Here is a 21,139-nt window from a genome sequence, read left to right as displayed (position 1 = left end):
TCTCCGGCACCGGGACGCCGGGCGGCCTCGTGGTCGTGCACTACTCGGCGCCGGACCCGGCGACCGGCGCGGCCGTCCGCCGGGCGGCCCACGGCACGGGGTCCGGTGGGCGCCGACGGCACCTTCTCGTTCACGGCGGACTTCCCGGAGCTGCCCGCCGGTTCGCCGCTCCTCTCCTACCGCGTCGACCTCGTCGTCCCGGCCCTGGGCCGCCACCGGCGGCCGCATCGACGGCACGCTGCCGCTGGGGCTGACGGCTCCCGGCCGTGCGCGGGTCGCGCCGCGGGCGATGCCGCGGGCAGCGCCTCGCGTCGCGCCGCGGGTCGCGTCCATGACGAGCACGATCGCGACGCCCGCCCCGCACAGCGCGAAGCCCGCGAGCGTCACCAGCGTGATCCGCCCGCCGAGCAGCAGCGCCCCCGCGGCCGCGGTCGTCGGCGCGACGAGGAACAGCAGCGCGTTGAGCGCCGTGATGCCGACCCGCTCGAGCAGCCACCAGTAGAGCCCGTATGCCGCCAGCGTCGGCGCGAGCGCGGCGAGGACGGCGGTGATCCAGAACACGGGATCCGCCGGGGGCGCCAGCGTGCCGGTAGCGGCGGTGGCGATCGCCAGCGCGACCGCGGTGACCACGACGTGCACGGTGAGGGTCACGAGCACCGGCGGGCGTCCGGACGAGCGGCGCTCGAGGAACGTGCCGGCGACCAGGCACGCCATGGCCGCGGCCGGGAGCAGGTAGGAGACCGGATCCGCATCCGCCGCCCCCGCTCTGCTCACCCGCACCGACCAGCACCATGCGCACGGCGCCAGCGCGAGCCCGCCCCACTGCGCGGGCGCGGATGCGCAACCCGAGCAGCGGGCCGACGAGCGTCGCGACCACGAGCGGCTGAACCGCGTCGATGAGCGCGGTCGTGCCGGTCGCGATGCCCGCGCCGATCGCGGCGTAGACGAACGCGCAGTACCCGAGCTGGGCGAAGGAGCCGATGAGCGCCTGCCGTCCGAGCGTCCTCAGCGGCACCCCGCGCGCCGCGCCCGTCACGGCGACGAGCGCGACGAGGGCGACGGCGAGCGGCGCGAACCGCCAGAGCAGCAGCGTCGTCGCGGGCACCTCCACCGTGCCGACGGCCGCGATGAGGAACCCCGAGCTCCAGGCGAGGACGAAGCCCCGCAGCCGCCGCCGCCGTCACCATTCGATTCGGTATACCGATCTGTCTACTCATCATGGGACTCGACTATACAGACCGGTATATTGATCGGGTGATCACGCCCGTCCCCGACCTCGCCCCGCTGACCCCCGGCGCCCGGCGCGTGCTCGACGCCGCGTCCGAGCTCTTCTATGCGCGGGGGATCCACGTGGTCGGCGTCGACGCGATCGCGGCGGCGGCCGGCGTCACGAAGAAGACGATCTATCCACCGCTTCGGGTCGAAGGAGCAGCTCGTCGTCGCCTACCTCCAGCACCGGGACGCGCGCTGGCGCGAGCACCGTGGTGCGCCTCGCGCGCATGCCCGAGCCGGGCGGACCGCGTGCTCGCGGTGTTCGACGCCGCGATCACCTGGGCCGACGCCAACACGCCCAAGGGCTGCAGCGCGATCAACGCCCGCGCGGAGCTCGGCGCGGGCGACCTGGGCGACGAGGACGACGGCCACGACGTGCTCCCCGAGACGATGCGCCAGAAGGCGTGGCTCCTCGAGCTGGTCCGCGACCTGTGCCGGGAGGCCGGCGCCCCGGATCCCGCCGGCACGGCACGGACGCTGATGCTCCTCTACGAGGGCGCCCTCGTCACGCTCGGCATGGGCACCTTCGGGCGCCCCTTCGAGGCGGCCCGCGATGCGGCGCGCGCCGTGCTCGCGGCGGCGCTGGCCGGCTGACGCCGACAGCCTGCCCGCGGCGGCCTAGCCCTCGTAGGGGAGCCGGTATGAGGGCGGCGCGCTCGCCGATGAGGACCCGGTCCCGGACGCGGCCCGACCGGAGTGTCACGCGGCACGGCGCGACGAGGCCGCCGTGCGTCCGTGGGACGCGTGCCAGCTGCGCGGCGAGCCCGGGCGTCAGCTGCATCCCGCCACGCCAGCCCCGCCGGGGCGGATCGACGCCGTCGCCGGCGCCCGGACGGCCTAGCGTCGAGAGGACGCACCCCGGGCGCACCCGTCGCGGAGGTCCCGATCCACCATCAGGAGGAGAACCATGACCACCATCGCCATCGTGGGGGCCGGCACCGGCCTCGGAGCCGCCGTCGCCCGCCGCTTCGGAGCCGAGGGCTTCGCCGTCGCGCTCGTCTCGCGCAGCCAGGAGCGCGTCGACGACCTCGCGCACGCTGTCCGAGGAGGGGATCACCGCGCGCGGCTACGCCGCCAACGTGCGCGACCACGTGGCGCTCGCCGCCGCGCTCGACCGTGCCGCGCAGGACCTCGGACCCGTCGAGGTGCTGCAGTACAGCCCGCTCCCGCAGAAGGAGTTCCTGCGTCCCGTGCTGGAGACCACGCCCGGCGACCTGGTCGGCGCGTTCGAGTTCTCCATCCAGGCTCCCGTCGCCGCCGTGCACCAGGTGCTGCAGGGCATGCGCGTCCTCGGCCGGGGCACGGCTCCTTCGTCAACGGCGGCACGGCGGTCCAGCCGCTGCCGAAGTTCGCCGGCACCTCCATCGGGTTCGCGGGCGAGACCGCCTACGGGCAGATGATCCACGAGGCGCTCGCGGGCGACGGGATCCACGTGGGCCAGCTCATCATCCCCGGCTCGATCCGGCCGGGCCACCCGAGGAAGGACCGGAGGTGCTCGCGGACGCGCTGTGGGTGTACCGCACGTGGAGCGCGGCGAGTTCCGTCGCTTCGCGACCACCATGGACGACGAGTAGCAGTCCGATCCGGGACGACGGAGGGGAGGAGCGCCGCAGCGCTCCTCCCCTCCCTGTCGTGCGGACCGGGCTAGTTCGTCGGCGTGGCCTTCACCAGGAAACTCACGGTGCCCTGGTCCTCGACGCTCACGAAGCCGAGGTCCGGCGCCTCGACGCCGTAGTCGGAGAAGGTGACCGGGATGGATCCGCTCACCTGCACGCCGTCGCCCGAGAGCGCGGCCTGCAGCGGGACGGTGACCGTCTGGGTGACGCCGTGCATGGTCAGCTCGCCGGTCGCGTCGACGGTCGCGACCTCGCCGCTCGCGGGGACGGCCGCGTCGATCGGCTGCGTCAGCGTGAAGGTCGCGTCCGGAACTGCGAGACCTGCATGGCCTCATCGCGGAAGTACGAGTCGCGCGGCGGCTGGTCGGTGGCGATGCTCGCGACGTCGACCGTCACGGTCGCGGCCGAGAGGGTGGACCCGTCTACCGTGATGGTGCCGGTCACGTCCTCGGTGGTGCCGACGACGGTCACGTCGGTGCCGTTCAGCACCTCGTCCACGCGGTAGCCGGCGGTGCTGCCGGTGCCGATGGCCCAGTCGCCCGACAGGTCGCTCGTGTCGAGCGTGGAGTCGGCGGGGGCGGCCGACACGGACGGGGCGGCGGCGGGGGCGCCGACGATGACGTCCCGGCAGATGCCGGGGCCACGGCGGCGGTGACGCCGAGCACGACGACCACGGCCGCGCTCGTGCCGAGGATGATCTTGGTCTTCTTCTGCATGGGGGTCTCCTGATCCGGATGGTGCTCATCTGGTCGCCGCGAGGGACTGCGCCGACATCAGGGACGACGGGCCAGCCGCGGAGAACGTTCACGCGTTCAGGTTCCTGCCAGGTTCGGCCGGTCCGCCCGCTCCGCATCCTGGCGGCGCGTGTCCGCTCCGCGCCGTGACCTGTCGGTGCCGATGCGGCCCTGGGACCCTCGACCTGCCGGCGGATCGGAAAGACCCGAGCCGGTGCCGGACATGCGGAGGAGTGGACATGCCCGACCCCGGATCCCGCGCCCGCTTCGAGGCCGTCGTGCGCGAGGTGCTGGAGCCGGTGCGCCGGTACCTCGCCCGGCGCGCGGACGCGCCGACCGCCGAGGACGTGCTGAGCGAGACGCTCGTCGTGCTGTGGCGCCGGCTCCCGGACGTGCCGGACGGCGAGGAGATCCCCTACGCGATCGGCGTCGCTCGGCTGCAGCTGCGGAACGCCCTGCGCTCGCTGCGCCGCCAGGAGCGGCTCGTCGCGCGGATCGTCACGGTCGACCCGCCGACGGAGGCGCCGCCCGCCGACGACGGCGATTCCCGCGTCGAGATGGTGCGGGAGGCGCTCGGGCTCCTGCGCGAGGCCGATGCCGAGGTCCTGGCGCCTGCACGCGTGGGACGCGCTGGCCGTGACCGACATCGCCCGCGTGCTCGGCATCACGCCCAACGCGGTCTCGATCCGGCTGCACCGGGCGCGTCGGAGGCTCGCGGACGGGATCCGGAAGATCGAGGCACGAGGCGGACATGACGAGGAGAGGGGAGGGACGGGCCGATGACGACACGACACGACGCATCCGACGCGTCGGGGGAGCCCGACGCGGGGATCGACCGCCTGCTGCGCGCCGCCGACCCAGCCCCGCACCTCGCGCCGCTGTCACCCGGGCAGCGCGCCGAGCTGGAGGAGCACGCCATGGACGAGACCACCCGCACGACCGGACGCCGCGGAGCACCACCCGGCGGCGGGTCGGACCGCCGGCGCCAGCGGCCGACGCGTCGGCCGCTGGTCCTCGGCGCCGTCCTCGCCGCGGTCGCCCTCGTCGTCGTGGTCGTGGTGCTGCCGCGGGGCGACGGGGACGGCACCCGCCTGACGGTCGACGCGTCGGGCGGGCTCGCCGACAGCTGCGCCGTCATCACGCCCGAGGGCCTCGCCGCCGCGGCGACCCTCGCCTTCCGCGGGACGGTCGAGAGCGTGGAGGGCGGCACCGCGACGATCCGCGTCGAGCGCGTGTACGCGGGGGAGCCGTCCGAGACGGTCGCCGTGTCGCAGGGTGACCCGGACGACGTGGTGGACGGCGCCGCGCCGGTCTTCGCCGACGGCACGACCTACCTCGTCGCCGCGTCGGACGGGCGCGTCGCCTCCTGCGGCCTCACCGGCGTCGACGGACCCGAGCTCCGGCGCTGTACGACCAGGCGTTCCCGGGCTGATCCGGCTCCGGCAGGTCGCGACGGCGCGATGGCGGGACAGGGGATCCGCGATGTCCACCTGGGATGATTCCCGCGAGCGGTGAACCTTCCGGCCGTCCATCTCGTCGTGGAGGGAGGAGGCACGGATGACCACGGAGAGCACGGCCCGGATGCGGGCGCTGCACGACGCGCATGCGCCGGCGCTCCAGCGGTACGCGCTGCGGCTCACGGGGGATCCGGCGCTCGCCGAGGACGTCGTGCAGGAGGCGCTGCTGCGGGCCTGGCGGTCGCCCGCGATCCTCGCGGAGGACGACGAGTCGGCCCGCCGCTGGCTCTTCACCGTGGTGCGGAACCTCGTGATCGACGACCGGCGCAGCGCCTGGCGCGGCCGCGAGACGCCGACGGACACCCTGCCGGAGGATCCCGTCGCCGACGCGTCCGACGCCATCATCGACCGCCTGCTCGTGGCCGAGGCCCTCGCGTCGCTCTCGCCCGAGCACCGCCGCGCGGTCGTCAGCTGCTACCACCTGGGACGCAGCGTCGCGGAGACCGCCGAACGCGAGGGCGTCCCTCCGGGCACGATCAAGTCCCGCCTCCACTACGCGCTCAAGGCGCTCCGGCTCGCCCTGCAGGAACGAGGAGTCACCCGATGAACGACCGTGCCGCCGACATCCACGAGTGGGATGCCGCCTACGTGCTCGGCAGCCTGAGCGCCACCGACCGCGCGCTCTTCGAGGCCCACCTCGAGGGCTGCGACGCGTGCATGCGCTCCCTCGCGGAGCTCTCCGGGCTGCCCGGGGTGCTGCGGATGCTGCCCGTGGAGGACGCGCTCGCGCTCATGGACGAGCCCGACGCGCCTGCCGCGACCCCGCACGCACCCGAGCCGCAGGGCGAGGCGGCGCTGCCCGCGCCCGCGCCCCTACCGACGTCGCATCGCGTGCCGCTGCGCCGCCGCCGCCCGCGGACCCGTCCGGTCGGCCTGCCGCTCACGCGCCGCATGGGCGGCTGGGTCCTCGCCGCCGCGGCCGTCGCGCTCCTCGCGGGCGGCGCCGCCCTCGGTTCCGCGCTCCGGGACGGCGTCAGCGTGCCGGTCGCGGATCCGACCCCTGCCGTGACCGCGACCGCGGACCCCGCCGACGGCCTGCCCGCCGACGCCGTGAGCATGCGCTCCGAGCTCGACGACGCGGTGACCGCGCAGCTCGCCGTCACCGAGAAGCCCTACGGCACGCGCTTCGACTGGAGCTGCGAGTACGCGGGCGGCGGTGCGGGGCTCGGCGCCTACGACCTCGTCGCGATCGCGCAGGACGGCACCCGCACCGTCGTGGCGTCGTGGGGTGCGGGCGAGGCGGAGGCGAAGCAGCTGGCAGCCACGTCGAGCATCCCCATCGACCGCATCCGGTCGGTCGAGATCACGCCCTCCGACTCCGACGTGGTGCTGGCGAGCCGCGACCTCCAGTCCGCGCGCCGCCGCATCGTGATGGCGTGCGCGTCATCACGGGAGGAGGCGGTGCCACGTCCATCGGACAGGTGATCCAGGCGGCGCGGCGGGCCAGCGGCCTGTCGCAGCGCGACGTGGGCAGCATCTCGGGCCTCGCGCAGCCCACCGTCTCGGACGTCGAGCACCCGGCCCGCGCCGCGTCGGGATCGCTGAGCGCGCGCTCCCCTCGGCCGCCCCTGGCGCGTTCCACCTCGGCGCGCCCTAGCCTGGTGGCCTCCGCACCCGAGGAAACAGAGCAGGCGAGGATCCGATGAGCCACCCGGCAGGGCAGGCCGACCTGTCGAGCACGAGCACGAGCGCAATGAGCGCCGCCGACGCGGCTGCCGCCGCCGACGCGGCCGTCGTCGCCGCCCGGTGGAAGCGCAACGCCACGCTGTTCCTCAGCGGTCAGACGGTGTCGCTGTTCGGCTCGATGCTCGTCCAGTACGCGGTCATGTGGTACGTCACGTTCGAGACCCGCTCGGGCCTCGCGATCGCGCTCTACGCCGTCTGCGCGTTCCTGCCGCAGGGGATCGTCTCCATCTTCGGCGGCACGCTCGCCGACCGCATGAACCGGCGGGCGCTGGTCATCGCGTCCGACAGCACCATCGCCGTGGTCACGCTCGCGCTCGCCCTGCTGATGATGAACGGGGTCACCGACCTCTGGATCATCCTGCTCGCCGTGGCCGTCCGCTCGGTCGGCGCCGGGTTCCAGACGCCCGCGGTGCAGGCGATGATCCCGCAGATCGTGCCGCCCGAGCAGCTGCTGCGCGTCAACGGGATCTTCGGCACCATCCAGTCGGCCATGGCCCTGCTCGCGCCCGCGGCGTCGGGCGCGATCTTCGCCGCGTATCGGCCTCGTGCCGCTGTTCTTCGTCGACGCGATCACGGCCGCCATCGGCATCGCGTTCCTGCTGTCGGTGGCCGTGCCGACGCTCGCCTCGATCGCCGACAAGACCTCGACGTACCGCGAGGACCTCGTGGAGGGGATCCGCTACATCGGCGGCAACCCGGTCGTCCGCTGGCTGCTGGTGGTATTCGCGATCATCTTCCTGCTCACGGTGGCGCCGTCGTTCATCACGCCGCTGCTCGTGGCCCGCACCTACGGCACCGAGGTGTGGATGGTGACGGTGCTCGAGATCGCCTTCAGCGTCGGGATGCTGGGCGCGGCGGCGCGCTCGTGTCGACCCTGGTCGCGAAGTCCGACCGCATGACGCTGATCCTCGTGAGCTGCTTCGGCTTCGCGGTCTTCACGGCGGGCCTCGGCCTCAGCCCCAACCTCTGGGTGTTCTACGGCTTCATGTTCGCCATCGGCCTGTTCGTGCCGCTGTTCTCGGCTCCCTTCATGACGCTCGTGCAGGAGACGGTCGCGCCCGAGACCGGCACGGCCGGGTGTTCAGCTACGTCGGCATCGTCATGGCGCTCGCGACCCCGATCGGCGCGGTCGCGTTCGGCCCCCTCGCCGACGTGTTCAGCGTGCAGGCTCTGCTGGTCGCGGCGGGGATCATCACGGTCGTCGTCATCTCGGTGGCCGCATCTCGCTGCCGTCGGGGCCGCGCGGCGATCCGGCTGGCCCGCGCGAAGAAGGCCGAGGCGGACGCGGCGGACGCCGATCCCGACGGCGCCCCCGCGGCGTCCGGCGCGACCCCGGTCGACCCGGCGCGCGCGACGCCCGGCTCCTAGCCGGCCGCGGGGTCGCGGGGCGGGGCGTCCGGGCCGGCGGCCTCCGCGTCGTCCGCGTGCGCGGCCCTGCGTCCCGCGCCATGTCCGCCCTCTGGGTGCGGCGCGCGAGGACGATCACCACGGCCAGGAGCACGAGCGCCACCACGCCCAGCACGATGTGCCCGGTGCGCAGCAGGGCGAGCCCGCCGAGCAGCAGCACGGGCAGGGCGAGGAGGTAGGGGAGTCGGGCGTCCACGCGTTCAGCCTGGCAGGTCGGATCGTGCGTCGCTGCCGTCGTCGCTGTCGCTGCCTCCGCCGCTGGCGCGCTCCGCGAGCTCGTCCGCGTAGGCCGCGACCGCCCGGCCGTACGCCGGCAGCGTGGGCGCGAGCCGTCGGAGCGCGACGGCCAGCGCCTCCGTCGGGCGTCCCGCGTCGTGCAGCGCGAGCGCGAGGAACGCGTCGCGTCCCGGCGCGTGCTCGTCGTCGGGCAGCGCCTCCAGGAGGTCGACGGCCTCCGCGGCCTCGCCGACGTTCCGCAGCGAGCTCGCGAGCTGGATCACCGCGAGCGGACGGTGCCCGGCATCCAGGCCGCCCGCGATCGCCGCCCGGTACAGCGGCACGGCCTCCGCCTCGCGGCCCACGAGGTCGTGCGCGCACGCCAGCTCGAAGAGCGCCCGCGGATCCCCGGCCGGGCGCTCCGCGACCAGCTCCCGCATCGCGGCGACGGTCTCGTCCGCGCGCTCGTCGTCGGCGGCCGCCCAGAAGGCGGCGACCCGGGCGTCCCAGTCGTCGTGGTCCATGGACCCAGCCTGTCAGGCCGGGAGTCAGTCCCCGGGCGCGGCGCTCGAGGGTCGATCCTCGCCGCTCTCCGATGGCGCGGCCCGTCCCGCCTCGTCCGCCGTGCGCTTCCGCGACGACCGCATCACCTTCCTCACGCCCCAGACCACGTACCCCACGATCACCAGGGCGATCCAGATGCCGCGGATCGGACCCGCCGGGAGGAAGACCGCCACCACCATGAGCGGGATCACCGCGTAGAACTTCACGATCGCGTTCTGGTCCTGGAAGTCCTCCTGGTCCCGTATCTCCGCCGGCGTGAGCCGCCGCATCCACGCCGGCCTAGTGCCCTTCCGATCCTCGCGCGGCGCGGCGCGGCCCGGTCGTCGTCGTCTCCCATGCGTCGAGCCTGACAGGTCTGCCGGGCCGGATCAGCGCCGCGGGGCCGGCGCGGTCGTCGCCCGTCGGACGAGCCGGGTGGGCAGCTGCACCCGCATGGCGTCGGGCTCGGTGCCGCCCATGAGCGACATGAGCAGGTCCACAGCGGTGGTGCCGAGTCGCTGCATCGGCTGGCGGATCGTGGTGAGCGGCGGCGTCATCTGCGACGCCTCGGGGATGTCGTCGAAGCCGATGACGGAGAGGTCCTCGGGCACGCGGATGCCCAGCTCCGCCGCCACCTGGAGGATCGCGATGCCCGAGAGGTCGTTGGCGGCGAAGATCGCGGTCGGGCGGTCCGGCATCGACAGGAGGGCCCGCGCGGGCTCCCGCGCCGGTGCCGTGAGGAACAGGCCCGAGCGCACGAGCGCCGGGTCGAAGGCGATGCCCGCGTCCTGCAGGGCGCGCCGGTACCCGGCCTCGCGGAGGCTCGCCGAGCGGAGGTCGGGGCGGCCGGCGAGGAAGCCGATCCGCCGGTGCCCGAGCTCCAGGAGGTGCCGGGTGGCCTGGAGCGCGCCGCCCAGGCTGTCCGACTCGACGCTCGGCAGGTCGGCGGGCCCGGTGTGCGGGTCGATCGAGACGACGGGGATCTCGGTGGACGCGGTCACCACGGTCGGCGTGACCATGATCGCGCCGTCGATGAGCGTGCCGCTCAGGCGGCTCAGCGACCGGCGCTCCCACCCGGCTCCGTCGGCCTGGCGCGAGCCGCTGTACGCCAGCAGGTCGTAGCGCGAGCGGCGGAGCGCGGCGCTCACGCCCTTGAGGATCTCGGCGCTGAACGGCTCGAAGTCGGCCACCAGGACGCCGATCACGCCGGTGCGGTGGGAGCGCATGCTGCTCGCGACGAGGCTCGACTCGTAGCCGAGGCGCTCGACGACCTCCATGACGCGGCGGGAGGTCTCGGCGGAGATCCCGTACCGGCCGTTGACGGCCTTGGAGACGGTCGACACCGAGACGCCGGCGGCAGCGGCGACGTCGTGGATCGTGGGGCGGCGGGTCATGCAGTGGACCCTACGCCTGCAGGAAAAGGATTTCGAAAACGTTTGACGATTCTGCGGAGCGCGGCCGACACTGTCACGACCGGCCCCCGTCAGGAGGTCGCGGCACCGCATGGACGCGGCGTCGCGACCGTCTCCGGCGCGGATCCGGGACGTGCCGCGGCCCCACAGCATCCGGCCGCGCACGAGCACGACACCCCCCCCGACACCCGCCAGGGTGCGCTCAATGAAGAGGACAGGTTGGACAACATGAAGGCACGGAAGATCCTCACGGGATCCGCGGCCCTGCTCGTGGGGGCGCTCGCCCTCACCGGCTGCAGCGGCGGCGGCTCCGGCAGCGACGACGGCGGCCCCGTCGAGATGACGCTGTGGCAGAACTCCACCACCGGCCCGGGCAAGGCGTTCTGGGAGAAGACCACGGCGGACTTCAACGCCGCGAACCCGGGCGTCACGGTCACGGCCACGTCGATCCAGAACGAGGACCTCGACGGCAAGCTGCAGACCGCCCTCAACTCGGGCGACGCGCCCGACATCTTCCTGCAGCGCGGTGGCGGCAAGCTCGCCGCCACGGTCGCCGCGGGCCAGGTCATGGACATCACCGACGGCATCTCCGCCGACGTGAAGGCCGAGATCTCGCAGGGCGCGTTCGACGCGAACTCCATCGACGGCAAGGCGTACGCCATGCCCGTCGCCGTGCTCCCCAGCGGCATCTTCTACAGCCAGGACCTCTTCGCGGCCGCCGGCATCACGGAGACGCCGACGACCATGGACGAGCTCGACGCCGCCGTCGAGAAGCTGAAGGGCTCGGGCGTCGCGCCCATCGCCCTCGGCGCCAAGGACGCGTGGCCCGCCGCGCACTGGTACTTCAACTTCGCGCTCCGCGAGTGCTCCTCCGCGACGCTCGAGAAGGCGGCGACGGACAAGGACTTCAGCGACGAGTGCTGGATCGCGGCGGGCGAGGACGTGCAGGCCCTCGTCGACACCGAGCCGTTCAACGACGGCTTCCTCACCACGGCGGCGCAGCAGGGCGCCGGCAGCTCGGCCGGCCTCATCGCCAACAAGCAGGCCGCCATGGAGCTCATGGGCGCCTGGGACCCGGGAGTCATCGCGGGCCTCACCCCCGACCAGAAGCCGCTGGCCGACCTGTCCTGGTTCCCCTTCCCCGAGATCTCGGGCGGCGAGGGCGAGGCGGGCTCGATCATGGGCGGCATCGACGGCTACTCCTGCTCCGCGCAGGCGCCGAAGGAGTGCGTCGACTTCCTCAACTACATCGGCACCGCCGACGTGCAGAAGGAGTACTACGCGGCCTTCAACGCCCCGCCCGTGAACACCGAGGCGCAGACCGCGGTCACCGAGCCGTACCTCCAGGAGATCCTCGCGGCGTACAACGACGCGCCCTACGTCTCCCAGTGGCTCGACACGGTCTACGGCCTGAACGTCGGCAACGCGATGAACGTCGGCGTCGTCGACCTCATGGCGGGCGACGGCAGCCCGGAGAAGCTCATCCAGACCGTCGGCGACGCCGCCAAGAAGGCCTAGGCGACCCGACATGACGATCCGCGAGAGCTCGCTCGACGAGCAGCGTCCCGCGGCTGATCCTGCACACCCCGAGGGCGGCGTCGCGACGACGCCGCCCTCGGCGGTGCGTGCGCGACGCCGCGGCCTCGGCTGGACCGGTCGCCTCGAGGTCCTGATCCTCGTGGGCCCGGCCCTCCTCTTCTTCCTGGGCTTCGTCATCTACCCCGTGGTGATGGCGGCCTACTACGGCTTCTTCAGCTGGCAGGGCTTCGGCCCGCCCACCGTCTTCGTGGGATTCCGGAACTACATCACGATCCTCCAGGACCCCACGTTCCACGAGGCGCTGATGCACAACGCCGTGATCGTGGTGCTGTCGCTCGTGCTGCAGGGCCCGGTCGCGATCCTCGTGGCGCTGCTGCTGAACCGGAAGCTGCGCGGCCAGTCGATCATCCGCGTGCTGATCTTCGTGCCGTACGTCATCTCCGAGGTCGTCGTCGGCACCGGCTGGAGCCTCATGCTCCAGGGCTCCGGCGCCCTCAACGGCTTCCTCGCGAACGTCGGCCTGGCGGACCTCCAGCAGGACTGGCTCGCCAACCCCGACATCGCCATCTGGTCGCTCATGACGATCATCACGTGGAAGTACATCGGCTTCGCCGTGATCCTCTTCCTCGCCGGCCTCCAGGGCATCCCCGAGGAGCTCTCCGAGGCGGCCGCCATCGACGGCGCGTCGTACTGGCAGATCCAGCGGCGCATCACCCTGCCGCTGCTCGCGCCGACGCTGCGCATCTGGGCGTTCCTGTCGATCATCGGCTCGCTGCAGCTGTTCGACCTCGTCTACATCATCTGGGGCCAGTACATCTCGGCCACCGCGGGCACCTCGACCATGGCCACGTACCTCGTGGCCAACGGGCGCGGATCCGGCAACTACGGGTACGGCAACGCCGTCGCCGTGGTGCTGTTCCTCGTCTCCCTGGTCGTCGCGCTCGTCTACCAGCGGTTCGTGCTCAACCGCGACACCGCCGGCGCCCTCACGGGCACGGGAAGGAAGAAGAAGTGACCGTCGTCACCGCCGCTCCGCGCAACGCGGACCTGGATCCCGCCTACTCGGCCAAGGCGCCGAAGCCCCAGCGGGCGAAGACGCCGGGGCAGGGGAGCAACCCGATCCCGTACCTCGTCGCGGTCGTGCTCATCGCCCTGATGCTGACGCCGGTGGCGTACATCATCCTCGGCGGGTTCCGCACGAACGCGCAGATCACGACCGACCCGGCGGGCTTCCCGTCGCCGTGGCAGATCCAGAACTACGTCGACGTCCTCACGCGGCTCCATGTTCTGGCGCCAGGTGGGCAACTCGCTCATCGCCGCGATCGGCACCACGGTCGGCGCGGTCGTGCTCGGCCTCATGGCGAGCTACGTGCTGGCCCGGTACACGTTCTTCGGCCGGGGGGCGCTCTACGCGCTCTTCGCGTCGGGGCTCATGTTCCCCATCACCGTGGCGATCACGCCGCTGTACATCGTGATCCGCTCGCTCGGCCTCACGAACTCGCTGCCGGGGATCATCCTCCCGCAGATCGCGTTCGCGCTGCCGACGACGATCATCATCCTGGTGCCGTTCCTGCGGGCGATCCCGGACGAGATCCAGGAGGCCGCGTTCATCGACGGGTGCAGCCGCCTCGGGTTCTTCTTCCGCATGGTCGTCCGGCTGTCGATGCCCGGCGTCATCACGGTCGGGATCCTCGCGTTCATCGGCAGCTGGAACAGCTACCTGCTGCCCCTGTTCCTCCTCAGCGACGCGTCGATCTACACGCTGCCGCTCGGCGTGCAGTCGTTCTCGTCGCAGTACTCGGTCGACACGGCCAAGGTGCTCGCGTTCACGTCGCTGTCGATGATCCCCGCGCTCGTGTTCTTCTCCGTCTTCGAGCGCCGCATCGTCGGCGGCCTCACCGGCGCGGTGAAGGGATGACCGGCGCGGAGGCGCCGGCGCCCGGCGCCGTGGAGCTGCCCCGGGTGTCGGAGCGCGTGCGCGAGCTGCACGCGCGCATGACCCTCGAGGAGAAGCTCGCGCAGATCGTCGGCTACTGGGTCGACCAGGGCGGCGAGGTCGTCGCGCCAATGCAGGGCGAGATGGCCACGACCGGGCGCTACGAGGAGGCCACCGAGCACGGCCTCGGGCACCTCACCCGCGTGTACGGCACGCGGCCGGTGGATCCCGTGGAGCGCGCGTCGTGGCTGTGGGCCGAGCAGAGGCGGCTCCAGACGGAGACGCGGCTCGGGATCCCGGCGCTCGTGCACGAGGAGTGCCTCACCGGGCTCGCCGCGTGGCAGGCCGCCACGTTCCCCACGCCGCTCGCGTGGGGCGCGTCCTTCGACCCAGGCCTCGTCGAGGAGATGGCGGGCCTCATCGGCGGGTCGATGCGGGAGCTCGGCGTGCACCAGGGCCTCGCGCCCGTGCTCGACGTGATCCGCGACGCCCGCTGGGGTCGCGTCGACGAGTGCATCGCCGAGGACCCGTACGTGGTCGGCACCATCGGCACCGCGTACGTGAAGGGGCTGCAGGGCGCGGGGATCCACGCCACGCTCAAGCACTTCGTCGGCTACTCGGCGTCGCAGTCCGGGCGCAACCACGCGCCCGTGCACGTGGGCCCGCGCTTCGTGGAGGACGTGCTGCTGCCGCCCTTCGAGATGGCGGTGCTCGACGGCGGCGTGCGCTCGGTCATGAACTCGTATGCGGAGATCGACGGCGCGCCCGTCGGAGGCCACCCCCGAGTACCTCACCGACGTGCTCCGCGGCCGCTGGGGCTTCGACGGGGTCGTCGTCTCCGACTACTTCTCCGTCGCGTTCCTCCAGGTGATGCACGCCGTCGCGGGCGATCGCGGCGAGGCGGCGGAGCTCGCGCTCGCGGCCGGCATCGACGTGGAGCTGCCCACCGGCGACGCGTACCTCGCGCCGCTGGCCGAGCGGATCCGCGCCGGGCTCGCCGACGAGCTCGCTCGTCGACCGCGCGGTGCTCCGCGTGCTCGACGAGAAGGAGGAGCTGGGCCTGCTCGACGCGACCTTCGACGCGCCGCCCACGAGCATCGACCTCGACACCCCGGCCCACCGGGACGTCGCGCGCCGCCTCGCGGAGGAGTCCGTGGTGCTGCTCGCGAACGACGGCACGCTGCCGCTCGCGTCGGCCGACCGGCCCGCGCCGCGCCGCATCGCGCTGATCGGCCCCAACGCCGACAGCGCCGAGGCGCTCATGGGCTGCTACTCGTTCGCCAACCACGTGCTCGCGCACCACCCGGGCACGCCGCTCGGGTTCGCGATCCCGACCGTGGCCGAGGCGCTGCGCAGCGAGCTGCCCGACAGCGAGCTGCTGCTCGTGGCCGGCGCCGAGGTGGAGGGCGACGACCGCTCCGGCTTCGAGGCCGCCGTCGACGCGGCCTGCCGCGCCGACCTCGCGGTCGTGGTCGTCGGCGACCGGGCGGGCCTGTTCGGCCGCGGCACGGTCGGCGAGGGCAACGACGTCGAGAGCCTCGACCTGCCGGGCGTGCAACGCGAGCTGGTGGAGGCGATCCAGGCCACCGGGACCCCCGTGGTCATGGTGCTGCTCACCGGCCGGCCGTACGCGGTGGCGTGGGCGATCGAGGGCGAGTCCGCCCCCGCGGCCGTGCTGCAGGCGTTCTTCCCGGGCGAGGAGGGCGGATCCGCGATCGCGGGCGTGCTCTCCGGCCGGGTGTCACCGTCGGGCCGCCTGCCGGTGTCGCTCCCGCGCTCCGCGGGCGCGCAGCCGTTCTCGTACCTGCACCCGATCCTGGGCGGGCCGTCGGAGGTGACGAGCGCCGATCCGACGCCCGTGCTCCCGTTCGGGCACGGCCTCTCGTACACGTCGTTCGCGCGCGCCGGCCTCGCGGTCGTGGCGAGCGAGGTGCGGGCGGGGGAGCCGTTCACGGCGACCGTCGAGGTGCGCAACACGGGCGACCGCGACGGCACCGACGTGGTGCAGCTGTACGCCCGCGACGTGCAGGGCAGCGTGACGCGGCCCGTCGCGCAGCTGCTCGGCTACCTGCGGCTGGACCTCGCCGCGGGCGAGTCGGCGCGCGTCCAGTTCGAGGTGCCCACCACCCGCCTCGCCTTCACCGACCCGCGGTACCGCCGCATCGTCGAGCCGGGCGCGGTGGAGCTGTGGGTGGGGCCGTCGAGCGCCGTGCGGGAGACGGAGGCGGCGATCGCGATCACCGGGCCCGTGCACCACGTCACGATCCAGGACGAGCGGTACGTGCGCACGTCCGTGGAGCCGGTCGGCGCCTCCGCCGGCGCGCCGGCCGTCCCGGAGCGGGTGCTGGAGCCGAGCTGATCCGGCCGGTCCCGGCCCGCACGACGGAGCCCCGGCACCGCGTCCTCGCGACGCGGCGGCCGGGGCTCCGTCGTGAGACCGGCCCGACGCCCGGAGCCGGATCGCCCGCATCCGGATCGCCCGGGCCCAGATCGCCCGTTCAGCCGCGTGCGAGGTGGTCGCGGACGCCCTCGGGCTCGCGGCCGAGGAGCTCGGCCAGGAGCGGGTCGGTGTCCGCGAAGAACCCGCCGGCCGCGGCGAGCGGGAGCCCCAGGAGGAAGCGCGCGACGTGGGCGGGCGTGCCGACGGCGACCAGCCCGGCGATCCAGTCCTCGGGGTCCACGACCTCGAGGCGCACCGGGCGGCCCGCGACCTCGGACGCCAGCTCCGCGACCTCGGCCATGGTCGGCGCCGTGCGCCCGGTGAGGGTGACCGGTCCATCGGCCGGCGCGTCCTGGAGCAGGATCCGCGCGGCGCCCTCCGCGGCGTCGGAGCGCGACGTCCAGGAGACGGGCCCGTCGGCGGGGACGCGGATCACGCCGGTCTTGCGCCAGGCACCCAGCAGCAGGTCGATGCTGTGCAGGTAGAAGCCGTTGCGCAGCGCCGTCCACGGGAGGCCGGAGGCCGCGAGGATCCCCTCGGTGGCGGCGTGGTCGCGGGCCGGGGCGAAGGGCGAGTCGGCGGCGGCGCCCTGGTGGCTCGTGTACAGGATCCGGCCCACGCCCGCCTCCGCCGCGGCCTCGACGGCGGCGCGGTGCAGCGCGACGGCGTCGGCGCCCGGATCGCTGGCGGAGACGAGGAGCAGCCGATCGGCGCCCGCGAAGGCCCCGGGGAGCGAGGCCGCGTCGGCGTAGTCGCCCCGGCGCACCTCCACGCCGCGGTCGGCGAACGACCGCGCGCTCGCGGGGTCGCGCGCGACGACGGCGATGCCCTCCGCGGGGACGGTCCGCAGCAGGTGCTCGGCGGTGGCGCCGTTGAGGGCGCCGGTGGCTCCGGTGATGACGATCATGTGGGTGCCTCTCGTGTGTTTCGTGTTAGCGGTGATAATGCTCGAAAGGTAGCACGGGAATCAGCTCGCTAACACCCGTGCGTTATCGTCGTTCCATGACCGCCGACGCCTCCGGAGCCGACGAGGCCTCCGCCGATCCGCGTTCGGGCACGCGCGACCGCATCGTCGACGTGGCCGCCGACCTCCTCCGCGCATCCGGCCGGGCGGCCGTCACCACCCGCGCCGTCTCCGAGGCGGCGGGCGTGCAGGCCCCCACCATCTACCGCCTGTTCGGCGACAAGGAGGGGCTCCTCGACGCCGTCGCGGAGCGGGAGATGACCCGGTTCAGCGCCGTCAAGGCCGACGCCGTCCGCGCCGCCGCCGCAGGCGCGGTCGACGCCGTCGACGACCTCCGCACGGGCTGGGACGCGACGATCGCGTTCGGTCTCGCCAACCCCGACCTCTACGCCCTCATGAGCGACCCCGCCCGGGGACCCGGCTCCCCGGCCGTGCGCGCGGGCGTAGTCCTCCTCGAGGAGCGCGTGCACCGGGTCGCGCTCGCGGGACGCCTGCGCGTCGCCGAGCCCGTCGCGGTCGACCTCCTCCACGCGGCCGCGACGGGTGCGCTGCTGTCCACGATCCGCCGGCCGACCGCCGACCGCGACCGGGTCCTGGTCGACGTGATGCGGGAGGCCGTGCTCGAGCGGATCCTCACGCCCCGGCCGGGAGGCCGCGCCCGCCACGAGCCCGGCCTCGTCGAGCGCGCCGTCGCGCTGCGCGCCCACCTGGCCGACGCCGACCGGCTCAGCGCGGGCGAGCGGACGCTCCTCGCGGAGTGGCTCGACCGGATCGCGGCGGCCCGCTGAATCACCGCCACCCGACGCGAGCGCCCCGACGCGAGCGCCCGGCGGACCGCCCTCAGGCCCCCGCGGCCTCCACCGGCGCGGTCGTCAGCGCCTGCAGCCCCGTGACGCGCAGCAGGTCGAGCCGCGCCTCGTCCGCGCTGCCGGGTTCGGCCGTGTAGACGACGATGCGCAGGTCGCTGCCCGGCACGGAGAGGGTGTCGCAGTCGATCGTGATGGGACCGACGGGCGTGCTCGTCACGGTCTTCCGGCTCGACCGGTGCTCGGCGACGCGGGCCTCGCTCCAGCGGCGCGCGAACTCCGGCACCTCGGCGCGCAGCCGGGCCACGAGCCGCGCGAGCGCGCGGTCCGCCGGGTAGCGCCCGACCGCCGTGCGCAGGTCCGCCGTGAGGTCGCGGGCGAACTCCTCCTCGTGCACGGCGTCGAAGTCGGTGCCCGCATGGCCCTCGGTGAAGTACGTCCACACGAGGTTCCGGTCCCAGCCGCTGCGCGTCGACGGATCGCCGTTGAGCGCCGCCCACAGCGGGTTCCACAGGAGCAGGTCGTGCGTGGCGGTGAAGACCGCGAGCGGCACGTCGCCCAGCCGGTCGACGATGCGGTGCACCCCCGGCGTGATGTGCCGCGGCACCTCGCCGCGCTCCGGGCGGCGCGATCCCCGCGGCCCGGTGCAGGTGGTCGCGCTCGTCCTCCGAGAGCCGGAGCGCGCGGGCGAGCGCGCCGAGCATCTGCGGCGAAGGGTTCACCGACCTGCCCTGCTCGAGCCGGACGACGTAGTCGACGCTCACGCCCGCGAGCGCGGCGAGCTCCTCGCGGCGGAGGCCGGCGGTGCGGCGGTGCGATCCCGCGGGCAGGCCCACGTCCGCCGGCTGGACGCGTTCGCGCCAGGCGCGGAGGACGCTCGCGAACTCGGTCATGGACCCATCCTCCGCGCTCGCGGGCGGATCAGCCTGGTACCGCCGGTCCTCCCGTCGACGGGTGCCTGGGCGCGGCGGCGGCTCGGGCGCAGGCTCGACGCATGACCACCACACTCATCACCGGATCCAACCGCAGCCTCGGCCTCGAGACCGCGCGCCGCCTCCTCGAGGCGGGGCACACCGTCTACGCCGGCATGCGCGACACCGCCGACGGCGATGCCGTCCGCGCCCTGGGCGCCCACCCCGTCCAGCTCGACGTCGACGATCAGGCCAGCGTGGAGCGCGCCGTCGCCTCGCTTCCGGAGCTCGACGTCCTCGTCAACAACGCCGGAGTCCTCGGCACCTCCTTCGGGGTCGACGACCTCACCCCGGAGGCGATGCTCTCCGTGCTGCAGACCAACGTCGTCGGCATCGTGCGGGTGACGCAGGCCGCGCTGCCCCTGCTGCGCGCGTCCGCCGCGCCGGTCATCGTCAACGTCGCCTCGGGCGTCGGCTGGCCGCGCGCCCTCGCCGGCGACGGCACCGACGAGAGCCACGTGCTCGCGGTGCCGTACGCGGCCTCGAAGGCGGCCGTCATCACCCTGACCCTGCAGTACGCGAAGAACCTGCCGGGCTTCCGGGTCAACGCCACCGACCCGGCTACACGGCCACCGACTTCAACGGCCACGGCGGCCACCAGACGGTCACCGAGGGCACCGACGCGACCGTCGCGATGGCGCTCGTGGGACCCGACGGGCCGACGGGCGGGTTCCACAGCCTGCACGGGCGCATCGACTACTGAGCGGCGTGGACCGTCGCGCCTCTGCCCGGTACCGTCGAGTCGTGACCTGGCCCGCGCTGCACGTCTCCCGTCCCGTGGACGCCGACGTGGCGTCCGTCGTCGCCGTCGCGGGGGATCCCGCGCCGGCTCCCCGAGTGGGCGGAGGGCGTCAGCTCGGGCATCCGGCTCGACGGCGGGCGCTGGCTCGCGGACTCGCCGATGGGCGCGATTGAGATCGCGTTCACCGGCCCGCGCGAGCTCGGGATCCTCGACCACGACGTGACGCTGCCCGACGGGACGGTCGTGCGGAACCCGCTCCGCGTGCTGCCGAACGCCGACGGCAGCGAGGTGGTGTTCACCCTCTTCCAGCGCCCGGGCGTGAGCGACGAGGCGCTCGCCGCCGACGCCGCCCTCGTCGCCGCGGACCTCGACCGGCTCGCGGCGCTGGTCGCCCGCGCCTGACGTCAGCCCCTCGTCGCGCGGCTCACGCCGTCACGCGCCGGCCGTGACCGGAGCGTCCTCGCCGAACCGGTGGTGCCCGAGCACGGCGAGCAGCTCGAGCTTCCCCGCCGCATCCGATCGTGGGGCGGCGGTGAGCACGAGGAGCGCCTGCCCCTGGTCCTCGGTGAACAGCGCCTGGCAGTCGACGTCGATGGCTCCCAGCTCCCGGTGGATCAGCGTCTTCCGGTCGTGGAACCGGGTGCCCACCTCGTGCCGGTCCCAGAGCGCCCGGAACTCGTCGCTCGTCGCGCTGAGCCGGTGCGCGAGCTCGGCGGCCGGCGAGGACGGGCCGGCGGCGCCGAGCGCCATGCGGAGACCCGCGACGAGGGAGAGGCCCTGGCGCTCGTGGTCGGACTCCGGGTACACGTCGCGTTCGTCCGGCCGGGTGAACCAGCGGTAGACGGCGGTGCGCGCCATCCCGCGCTCCTGTACGTGGTCGCCGAGCAGGATCGCGGCCAGCCGGTTCTGCGCGAGCGTCTCCCCGAGGCGGGAGATGATGAGGGCCGGGGTGTCGTCCAGGCGGTCGAGCACCCGCCGCAGCTGCGGGGCCACGTGCGAGTCGAGGGGCGTCCGCGCGGGGACGTTGTGCCCGGCCAGCCGGTGGAGGTGGTCGCGGGCGTCGTCCGTGAGCCGCAGCGCACGGGCGAGCGCCTGGAGCATCTGCACGGACGGCTGCGGTCCCCGCCCCTGCTCCAGTCGGGCGTAGTAGTCCGTGGACATCCCCGTCAGCTGCGCGACCTCGTCGCGTCGCAGGCCCGGCACGCGGCGGCGGGGCGAGTCGGGGAGCGCCACGTCGGCGGGCCGCAGCCCCTCGCGGCGGGTGCGCAGGAAGGCGGCGAGAGCGGATCGGTCCATGCCGCCATCCTCGCGCTCGCGGCGGCGCGGGTGGGAGGGAGC

At 74.0% G+C, this 21,139-nt stretch carries 18 protein-coding genes and 7 pseudogenes; 16 read left to right on the top strand and 9 right to left on the bottom strand.

Going from position 1 to position 21,139, the window contains the following annotated elements:
- Positions 1-774 (bottom strand): EamA family transporter (locus tag ACZ411_RS00665; RefSeq protein WP_464167690.1); only part of this gene is annotated, 774 nt, incomplete at its 3' end.
- 480 nt (positions 775-1,254) lie between these two features.
- Between ACZ411_RS00665 and ACZ411_RS00660 the strand changes: the two genes are divergently transcribed.
- The 3 genes and pseudogenes from ACZ411_RS00660 to ACZ411_RS00650 all read left to right on the top strand — a co-directional run bounded on the left by ACZ411_RS00660 (position 1,255) and on the right by ACZ411_RS00650 (position 2,672).
- Positions 1,255-1,866: a TetR/AcrR family transcriptional regulator gene (locus ACZ411_RS00660; protein WP_464167688.1), complete on the top strand. Its 612-nt coding sequence runs from the start codon at positions 1,255-1,257 to the stop codon at positions 1,864-1,866.
- A gap of 313 nt (positions 1,867-2,179) precedes the next feature.
- Positions 2,180-2,257 (top strand): annotated as a pseudogene (locus ACZ411_RS00655) (dehydrogenase); the annotation flags it as partial.
- 94 nt (positions 2,258-2,351) lie between these two features.
- Entirely contained in the window at positions 2,352-2,672 is a 321-nt protein-coding gene (locus tag ACZ411_RS00650; RefSeq protein WP_464167700.1) for a hypothetical protein, read from the top strand.
- 244 nt (positions 2,673-2,916) lie between these two features.
- On the opposite strand, the pseudogene ACZ411_RS00645 reads toward ACZ411_RS00650, so the two are convergent.
- A pseudogene (locus ACZ411_RS00645) lies at positions 2,917-3,604 on the bottom strand (YceI family protein).
- 257 nt (positions 3,605-3,861) lie between these two features.
- Between ACZ411_RS00645 and ACZ411_RS00640 the strand changes: the two are divergent.
- The 6 genes and pseudogenes from ACZ411_RS00640 to ACZ411_RS00615 all read left to right on the top strand — a co-directional run.
- A pseudogene (locus ACZ411_RS00640) lies at positions 3,862-4,083 on the top strand (RNA polymerase sigma factor); the annotation flags it as partial.
- A gap of 133 nt (positions 4,084-4,216) precedes the next feature.
- Positions 4,217-4,405 (top strand): sigma factor-like helix-turn-helix DNA-binding protein, encoded by a 189-nt coding sequence (locus tag ACZ411_RS00635; RefSeq protein WP_464167686.1) that lies wholly within the window; start codon positions 4,217-4,219, stop codon positions 4,403-4,405.
- Positions 4,402-5,121: a hypothetical protein gene (locus tag ACZ411_RS00630; RefSeq protein WP_464167684.1), complete on the top strand. Its 720-nt coding sequence runs from the start codon at positions 4,402-4,404 to the stop codon at positions 5,119-5,121. Before ACZ411_RS00635 ends, ACZ411_RS00630 begins: the two co-directional genes overlap by 4 nt.
- 58 nt (positions 5,122-5,179) lie before the next feature.
- The gene (locus tag ACZ411_RS00625; protein ID WP_094114770.1) at positions 5,180-5,686 is read left to right on the top strand and encodes a sigma-70 family RNA polymerase sigma factor; all 507 of its coding nucleotides are present in this window, start codon (positions 5,180-5,182) and stop codon (positions 5,684-5,686) included.
- The gene (locus ACZ411_RS00620; RefSeq protein WP_464167681.1) at positions 5,683-6,564 is read left to right on the top strand and encodes an anti-sigma factor family protein; all 882 of its coding nucleotides are present in this window, start codon (positions 5,683-5,685) and stop codon (positions 6,562-6,564) included. The genes ACZ411_RS00625 and ACZ411_RS00620 overlap by 4 nt, the downstream gene beginning before the upstream one ends.
- Before the next feature lie 217 nt (positions 6,565-6,781).
- Positions 6,782-8,193: pseudogene (locus ACZ411_RS00615) on the top strand (MFS transporter).
- A 239-nt stretch (positions 8,194-8,432) separates the two neighbouring features.
- Here ACZ411_RS00615 and ACZ411_RS00610 read toward each other — a convergent pair.
- The 3 genes from ACZ411_RS00610 to ACZ411_RS00600 all read right to left on the bottom strand — a co-directional run bounded on the left by ACZ411_RS00610 (position 8,433) and on the right by ACZ411_RS00600 (position 10,385).
- On the bottom strand, positions 8,433-8,972 hold the full coding sequence (locus tag ACZ411_RS00610; protein ID WP_094114774.1) for a tetratricopeptide repeat protein: 540 nt from the start codon (positions 8,970-8,972) through the stop codon (positions 8,433-8,435).
- A 24-nt stretch (positions 8,973-8,996) separates the two neighbouring features.
- Positions 8,997-9,281, bottom strand: coding sequence for a hypothetical protein (locus tag ACZ411_RS00605; protein WP_464167678.1), 285 nt, complete (start codon positions 9,279-9,281; stop codon positions 8,997-8,999).
- A 99-nt stretch (positions 9,282-9,380) separates the two neighbouring features.
- Positions 9,381-10,385, bottom strand: a complete 1,005-nt coding sequence (locus tag ACZ411_RS00600) for a LacI family DNA-binding transcriptional regulator (RefSeq protein ID WP_464167676.1) — start codon at positions 10,383-10,385, stop codon at positions 9,381-9,383.
- Between the two features lie 246 nt (positions 10,386-10,631).
- Between ACZ411_RS00600 and ACZ411_RS00595 the strand changes: the two genes are divergently transcribed.
- The 4 genes and pseudogenes from ACZ411_RS00595 (at position 10,632) to ACZ411_RS00580 (ending at position 16,237) form a co-directional block, all read left to right on the top strand.
- On the top strand, positions 10,632-11,921 hold the full coding sequence (locus tag ACZ411_RS00595) for an extracellular solute-binding protein (protein ID WP_464167674.1): 1,290 nt from the start codon (positions 10,632-10,634) through the stop codon (positions 11,919-11,921).
- Between the two features lie 10 nt (positions 11,922-11,931).
- Complete coding sequence (locus ACZ411_RS00590) at positions 11,932-12,957, top strand: carbohydrate ABC transporter permease (RefSeq protein WP_104290421.1); 1,026 nt, start codon at positions 11,932-11,934, stop codon at positions 12,955-12,957.
- Positions 12,954-13,860 (top strand): annotated as a pseudogene (locus ACZ411_RS00585) (carbohydrate ABC transporter permease). The gene ACZ411_RS00590 and the pseudogene ACZ411_RS00585 overlap by 4 nt, the downstream one beginning before the upstream one ends.
- Positions 13,857-16,237 (top strand): annotated as a pseudogene (locus ACZ411_RS00580) (beta-xylosidase/alpha-l-arabinosidase). The pseudogenes ACZ411_RS00585 and ACZ411_RS00580 overlap by 4 nt, the downstream one beginning before the upstream one ends.
- Before the next feature lie 139 nt (positions 16,238-16,376).
- Here the strand turns inward: ACZ411_RS00580 and ACZ411_RS00575 are convergent.
- On the bottom strand, positions 16,377-17,225 hold the full coding sequence (locus tag ACZ411_RS00575) for an NmrA family NAD(P)-binding protein (RefSeq protein ID WP_464167671.1): 849 nt from the start codon (positions 17,223-17,225) through the stop codon (positions 16,377-16,379).
- Positions 17,226-17,320: 95 nt separating this feature from the next.
- Here ACZ411_RS00575 and ACZ411_RS00570 point away from each other — a divergent pair, with 95 nt between their 5' ends.
- On the top strand, positions 17,321-18,070 hold the full coding sequence (locus ACZ411_RS00570; protein ID WP_464167669.1) for a TetR/AcrR family transcriptional regulator: 750 nt from the start codon (positions 17,321-17,323) through the stop codon (positions 18,068-18,070).
- A gap of 52 nt (positions 18,071-18,122) precedes the next feature.
- Here ACZ411_RS00570 and ACZ411_RS00565 read toward each other — a convergent pair whose 3' ends face one another.
- Both ACZ411_RS00565 and ACZ411_RS00560 read right to left on the bottom strand, forming a co-directional pair.
- Positions 18,123-18,695 (bottom strand): MmyB family transcriptional regulator, encoded by a 573-nt coding sequence (locus tag ACZ411_RS00565; protein ID WP_464167667.1) that lies wholly within the window; start codon positions 18,693-18,695, stop codon positions 18,123-18,125.
- A 100-nt stretch (positions 18,696-18,795) separates the two neighbouring features.
- Positions 18,796-18,981, bottom strand: a pseudogene (locus ACZ411_RS00560) (helix-turn-helix domain-containing protein); the annotation flags it as partial.
- A 101-nt stretch (positions 18,982-19,082) separates the two neighbouring features.
- Here ACZ411_RS00560 and ACZ411_RS00555 point away from each other — a divergent pair.
- Both ACZ411_RS00555 and ACZ411_RS00550 read left to right on the top strand, forming a co-directional pair.
- Positions 19,083-20,024 (top strand): SDR family NAD(P)-dependent oxidoreductase, encoded by a 942-nt coding sequence (locus tag ACZ411_RS00555; RefSeq protein WP_464167665.1) that lies wholly within the window; start codon positions 19,083-19,085, stop codon positions 20,022-20,024.
- Complete coding sequence (locus ACZ411_RS00550; protein WP_464167663.1) at positions 20,021-20,203, top strand: hypothetical protein; 183 nt, start codon at positions 20,021-20,023, stop codon at positions 20,201-20,203. The genes ACZ411_RS00555 and ACZ411_RS00550 overlap by 4 nt, the downstream gene beginning before the upstream one ends.
- Positions 20,204-20,233: 30 nt before the next feature.
- Here the strand turns inward: ACZ411_RS00550 and ACZ411_RS00545 are convergent, their stop codons facing one another.
- Positions 20,234-21,097 (bottom strand): helix-turn-helix transcriptional regulator, encoded by an 864-nt coding sequence (locus ACZ411_RS00545; RefSeq protein ID WP_464167661.1) that lies wholly within the window; start codon positions 21,095-21,097, stop codon positions 20,234-20,236.
- Positions 21,098-21,139 lie beyond the last annotated feature (42 nt).

The organism is Clavibacter sp. AC415, assembly GCF_979252985.1.
Note: the sequence above shows the minus strand (reverse complement) of the source record. Positions and strands in the feature narration are given on the sequence as shown.

Bases quoted from the DNA above. Each gene is read 5' to 3' on its own strand.
- ACZ411_RS00605 (WP_464167678.1), bottom strand. From the start codon at position 9,281: ATGCGGCGGCTCACGCCGGCGGAGATACGGGACCAGGAGGACTTCCAG.
- ACZ411_RS00590 (WP_104290421.1), top strand. From the start codon at position 11,932: ATGACGATCCGCGAGAGCTCGCTCGACGAGCAGCGTCCCGCGGCTGAT.
- ACZ411_RS00555 (WP_464167665.1), top strand. From the start codon at position 19,083: ATGACCACCACACTCATCACCGGATCCAACCGCAGCCTCGGCCTCGAG.
- ACZ411_RS00545 (WP_464167661.1), bottom strand. From the start codon at position 21,097: ATGGACCGATCCGCTCTCGCCGCCTTCCTGCGCACCCGCCGCGAGGGG.
- ACZ411_RS00595 (WP_464167674.1), top strand. From the start codon at position 10,632: ATGAAGGCACGGAAGATCCTCACGGGATCCGCGGCCCTGCTCGTGGGG.
- ACZ411_RS00625 (WP_094114770.1), top strand. From the start codon at position 5,180: ATGACCACGGAGAGCACGGCCCGGATGCGGGCGCTGCACGACGCGCAT.
- ACZ411_RS00570 (WP_464167669.1), top strand. From the start codon at position 17,321: ATGACCGCCGACGCCTCCGGAGCCGACGAGGCCTCCGCCGATCCGCGT.
- ACZ411_RS00610 (WP_094114774.1), bottom strand. From the start codon at position 8,972: ATGGACCACGACGACTGGGACGCCCGGGTCGCCGCCTTCTGGGCGGCC.
- ACZ411_RS00575 (WP_464167671.1), bottom strand. From the start codon at position 17,225: ATGATCGTCATCACCGGAGCCACCGGCGCCCTCAACGGCGCCACCGCC.
- ACZ411_RS00620 (WP_464167681.1), top strand. From the start codon at position 5,683: ATGAACGACCGTGCCGCCGACATCCACGAGTGGGATGCCGCCTACGTG.
- ACZ411_RS00630 (WP_464167684.1), top strand. From the start codon at position 4,402: ATGACGACACGACACGACGCATCCGACGCGTCGGGGGAGCCCGACGCG.
- ACZ411_RS00600 (WP_464167676.1), bottom strand. From the start codon at position 10,385: ATGACCCGCCGCCCCACGATCCACGACGTCGCCGCTGCCGCCGGCGTC.
- ACZ411_RS00635 (WP_464167686.1), top strand. From the start codon at position 4,217: ATGCCGAGGTCCTGGCGCCTGCACGCGTGGGACGCGCTGGCCGTGACC.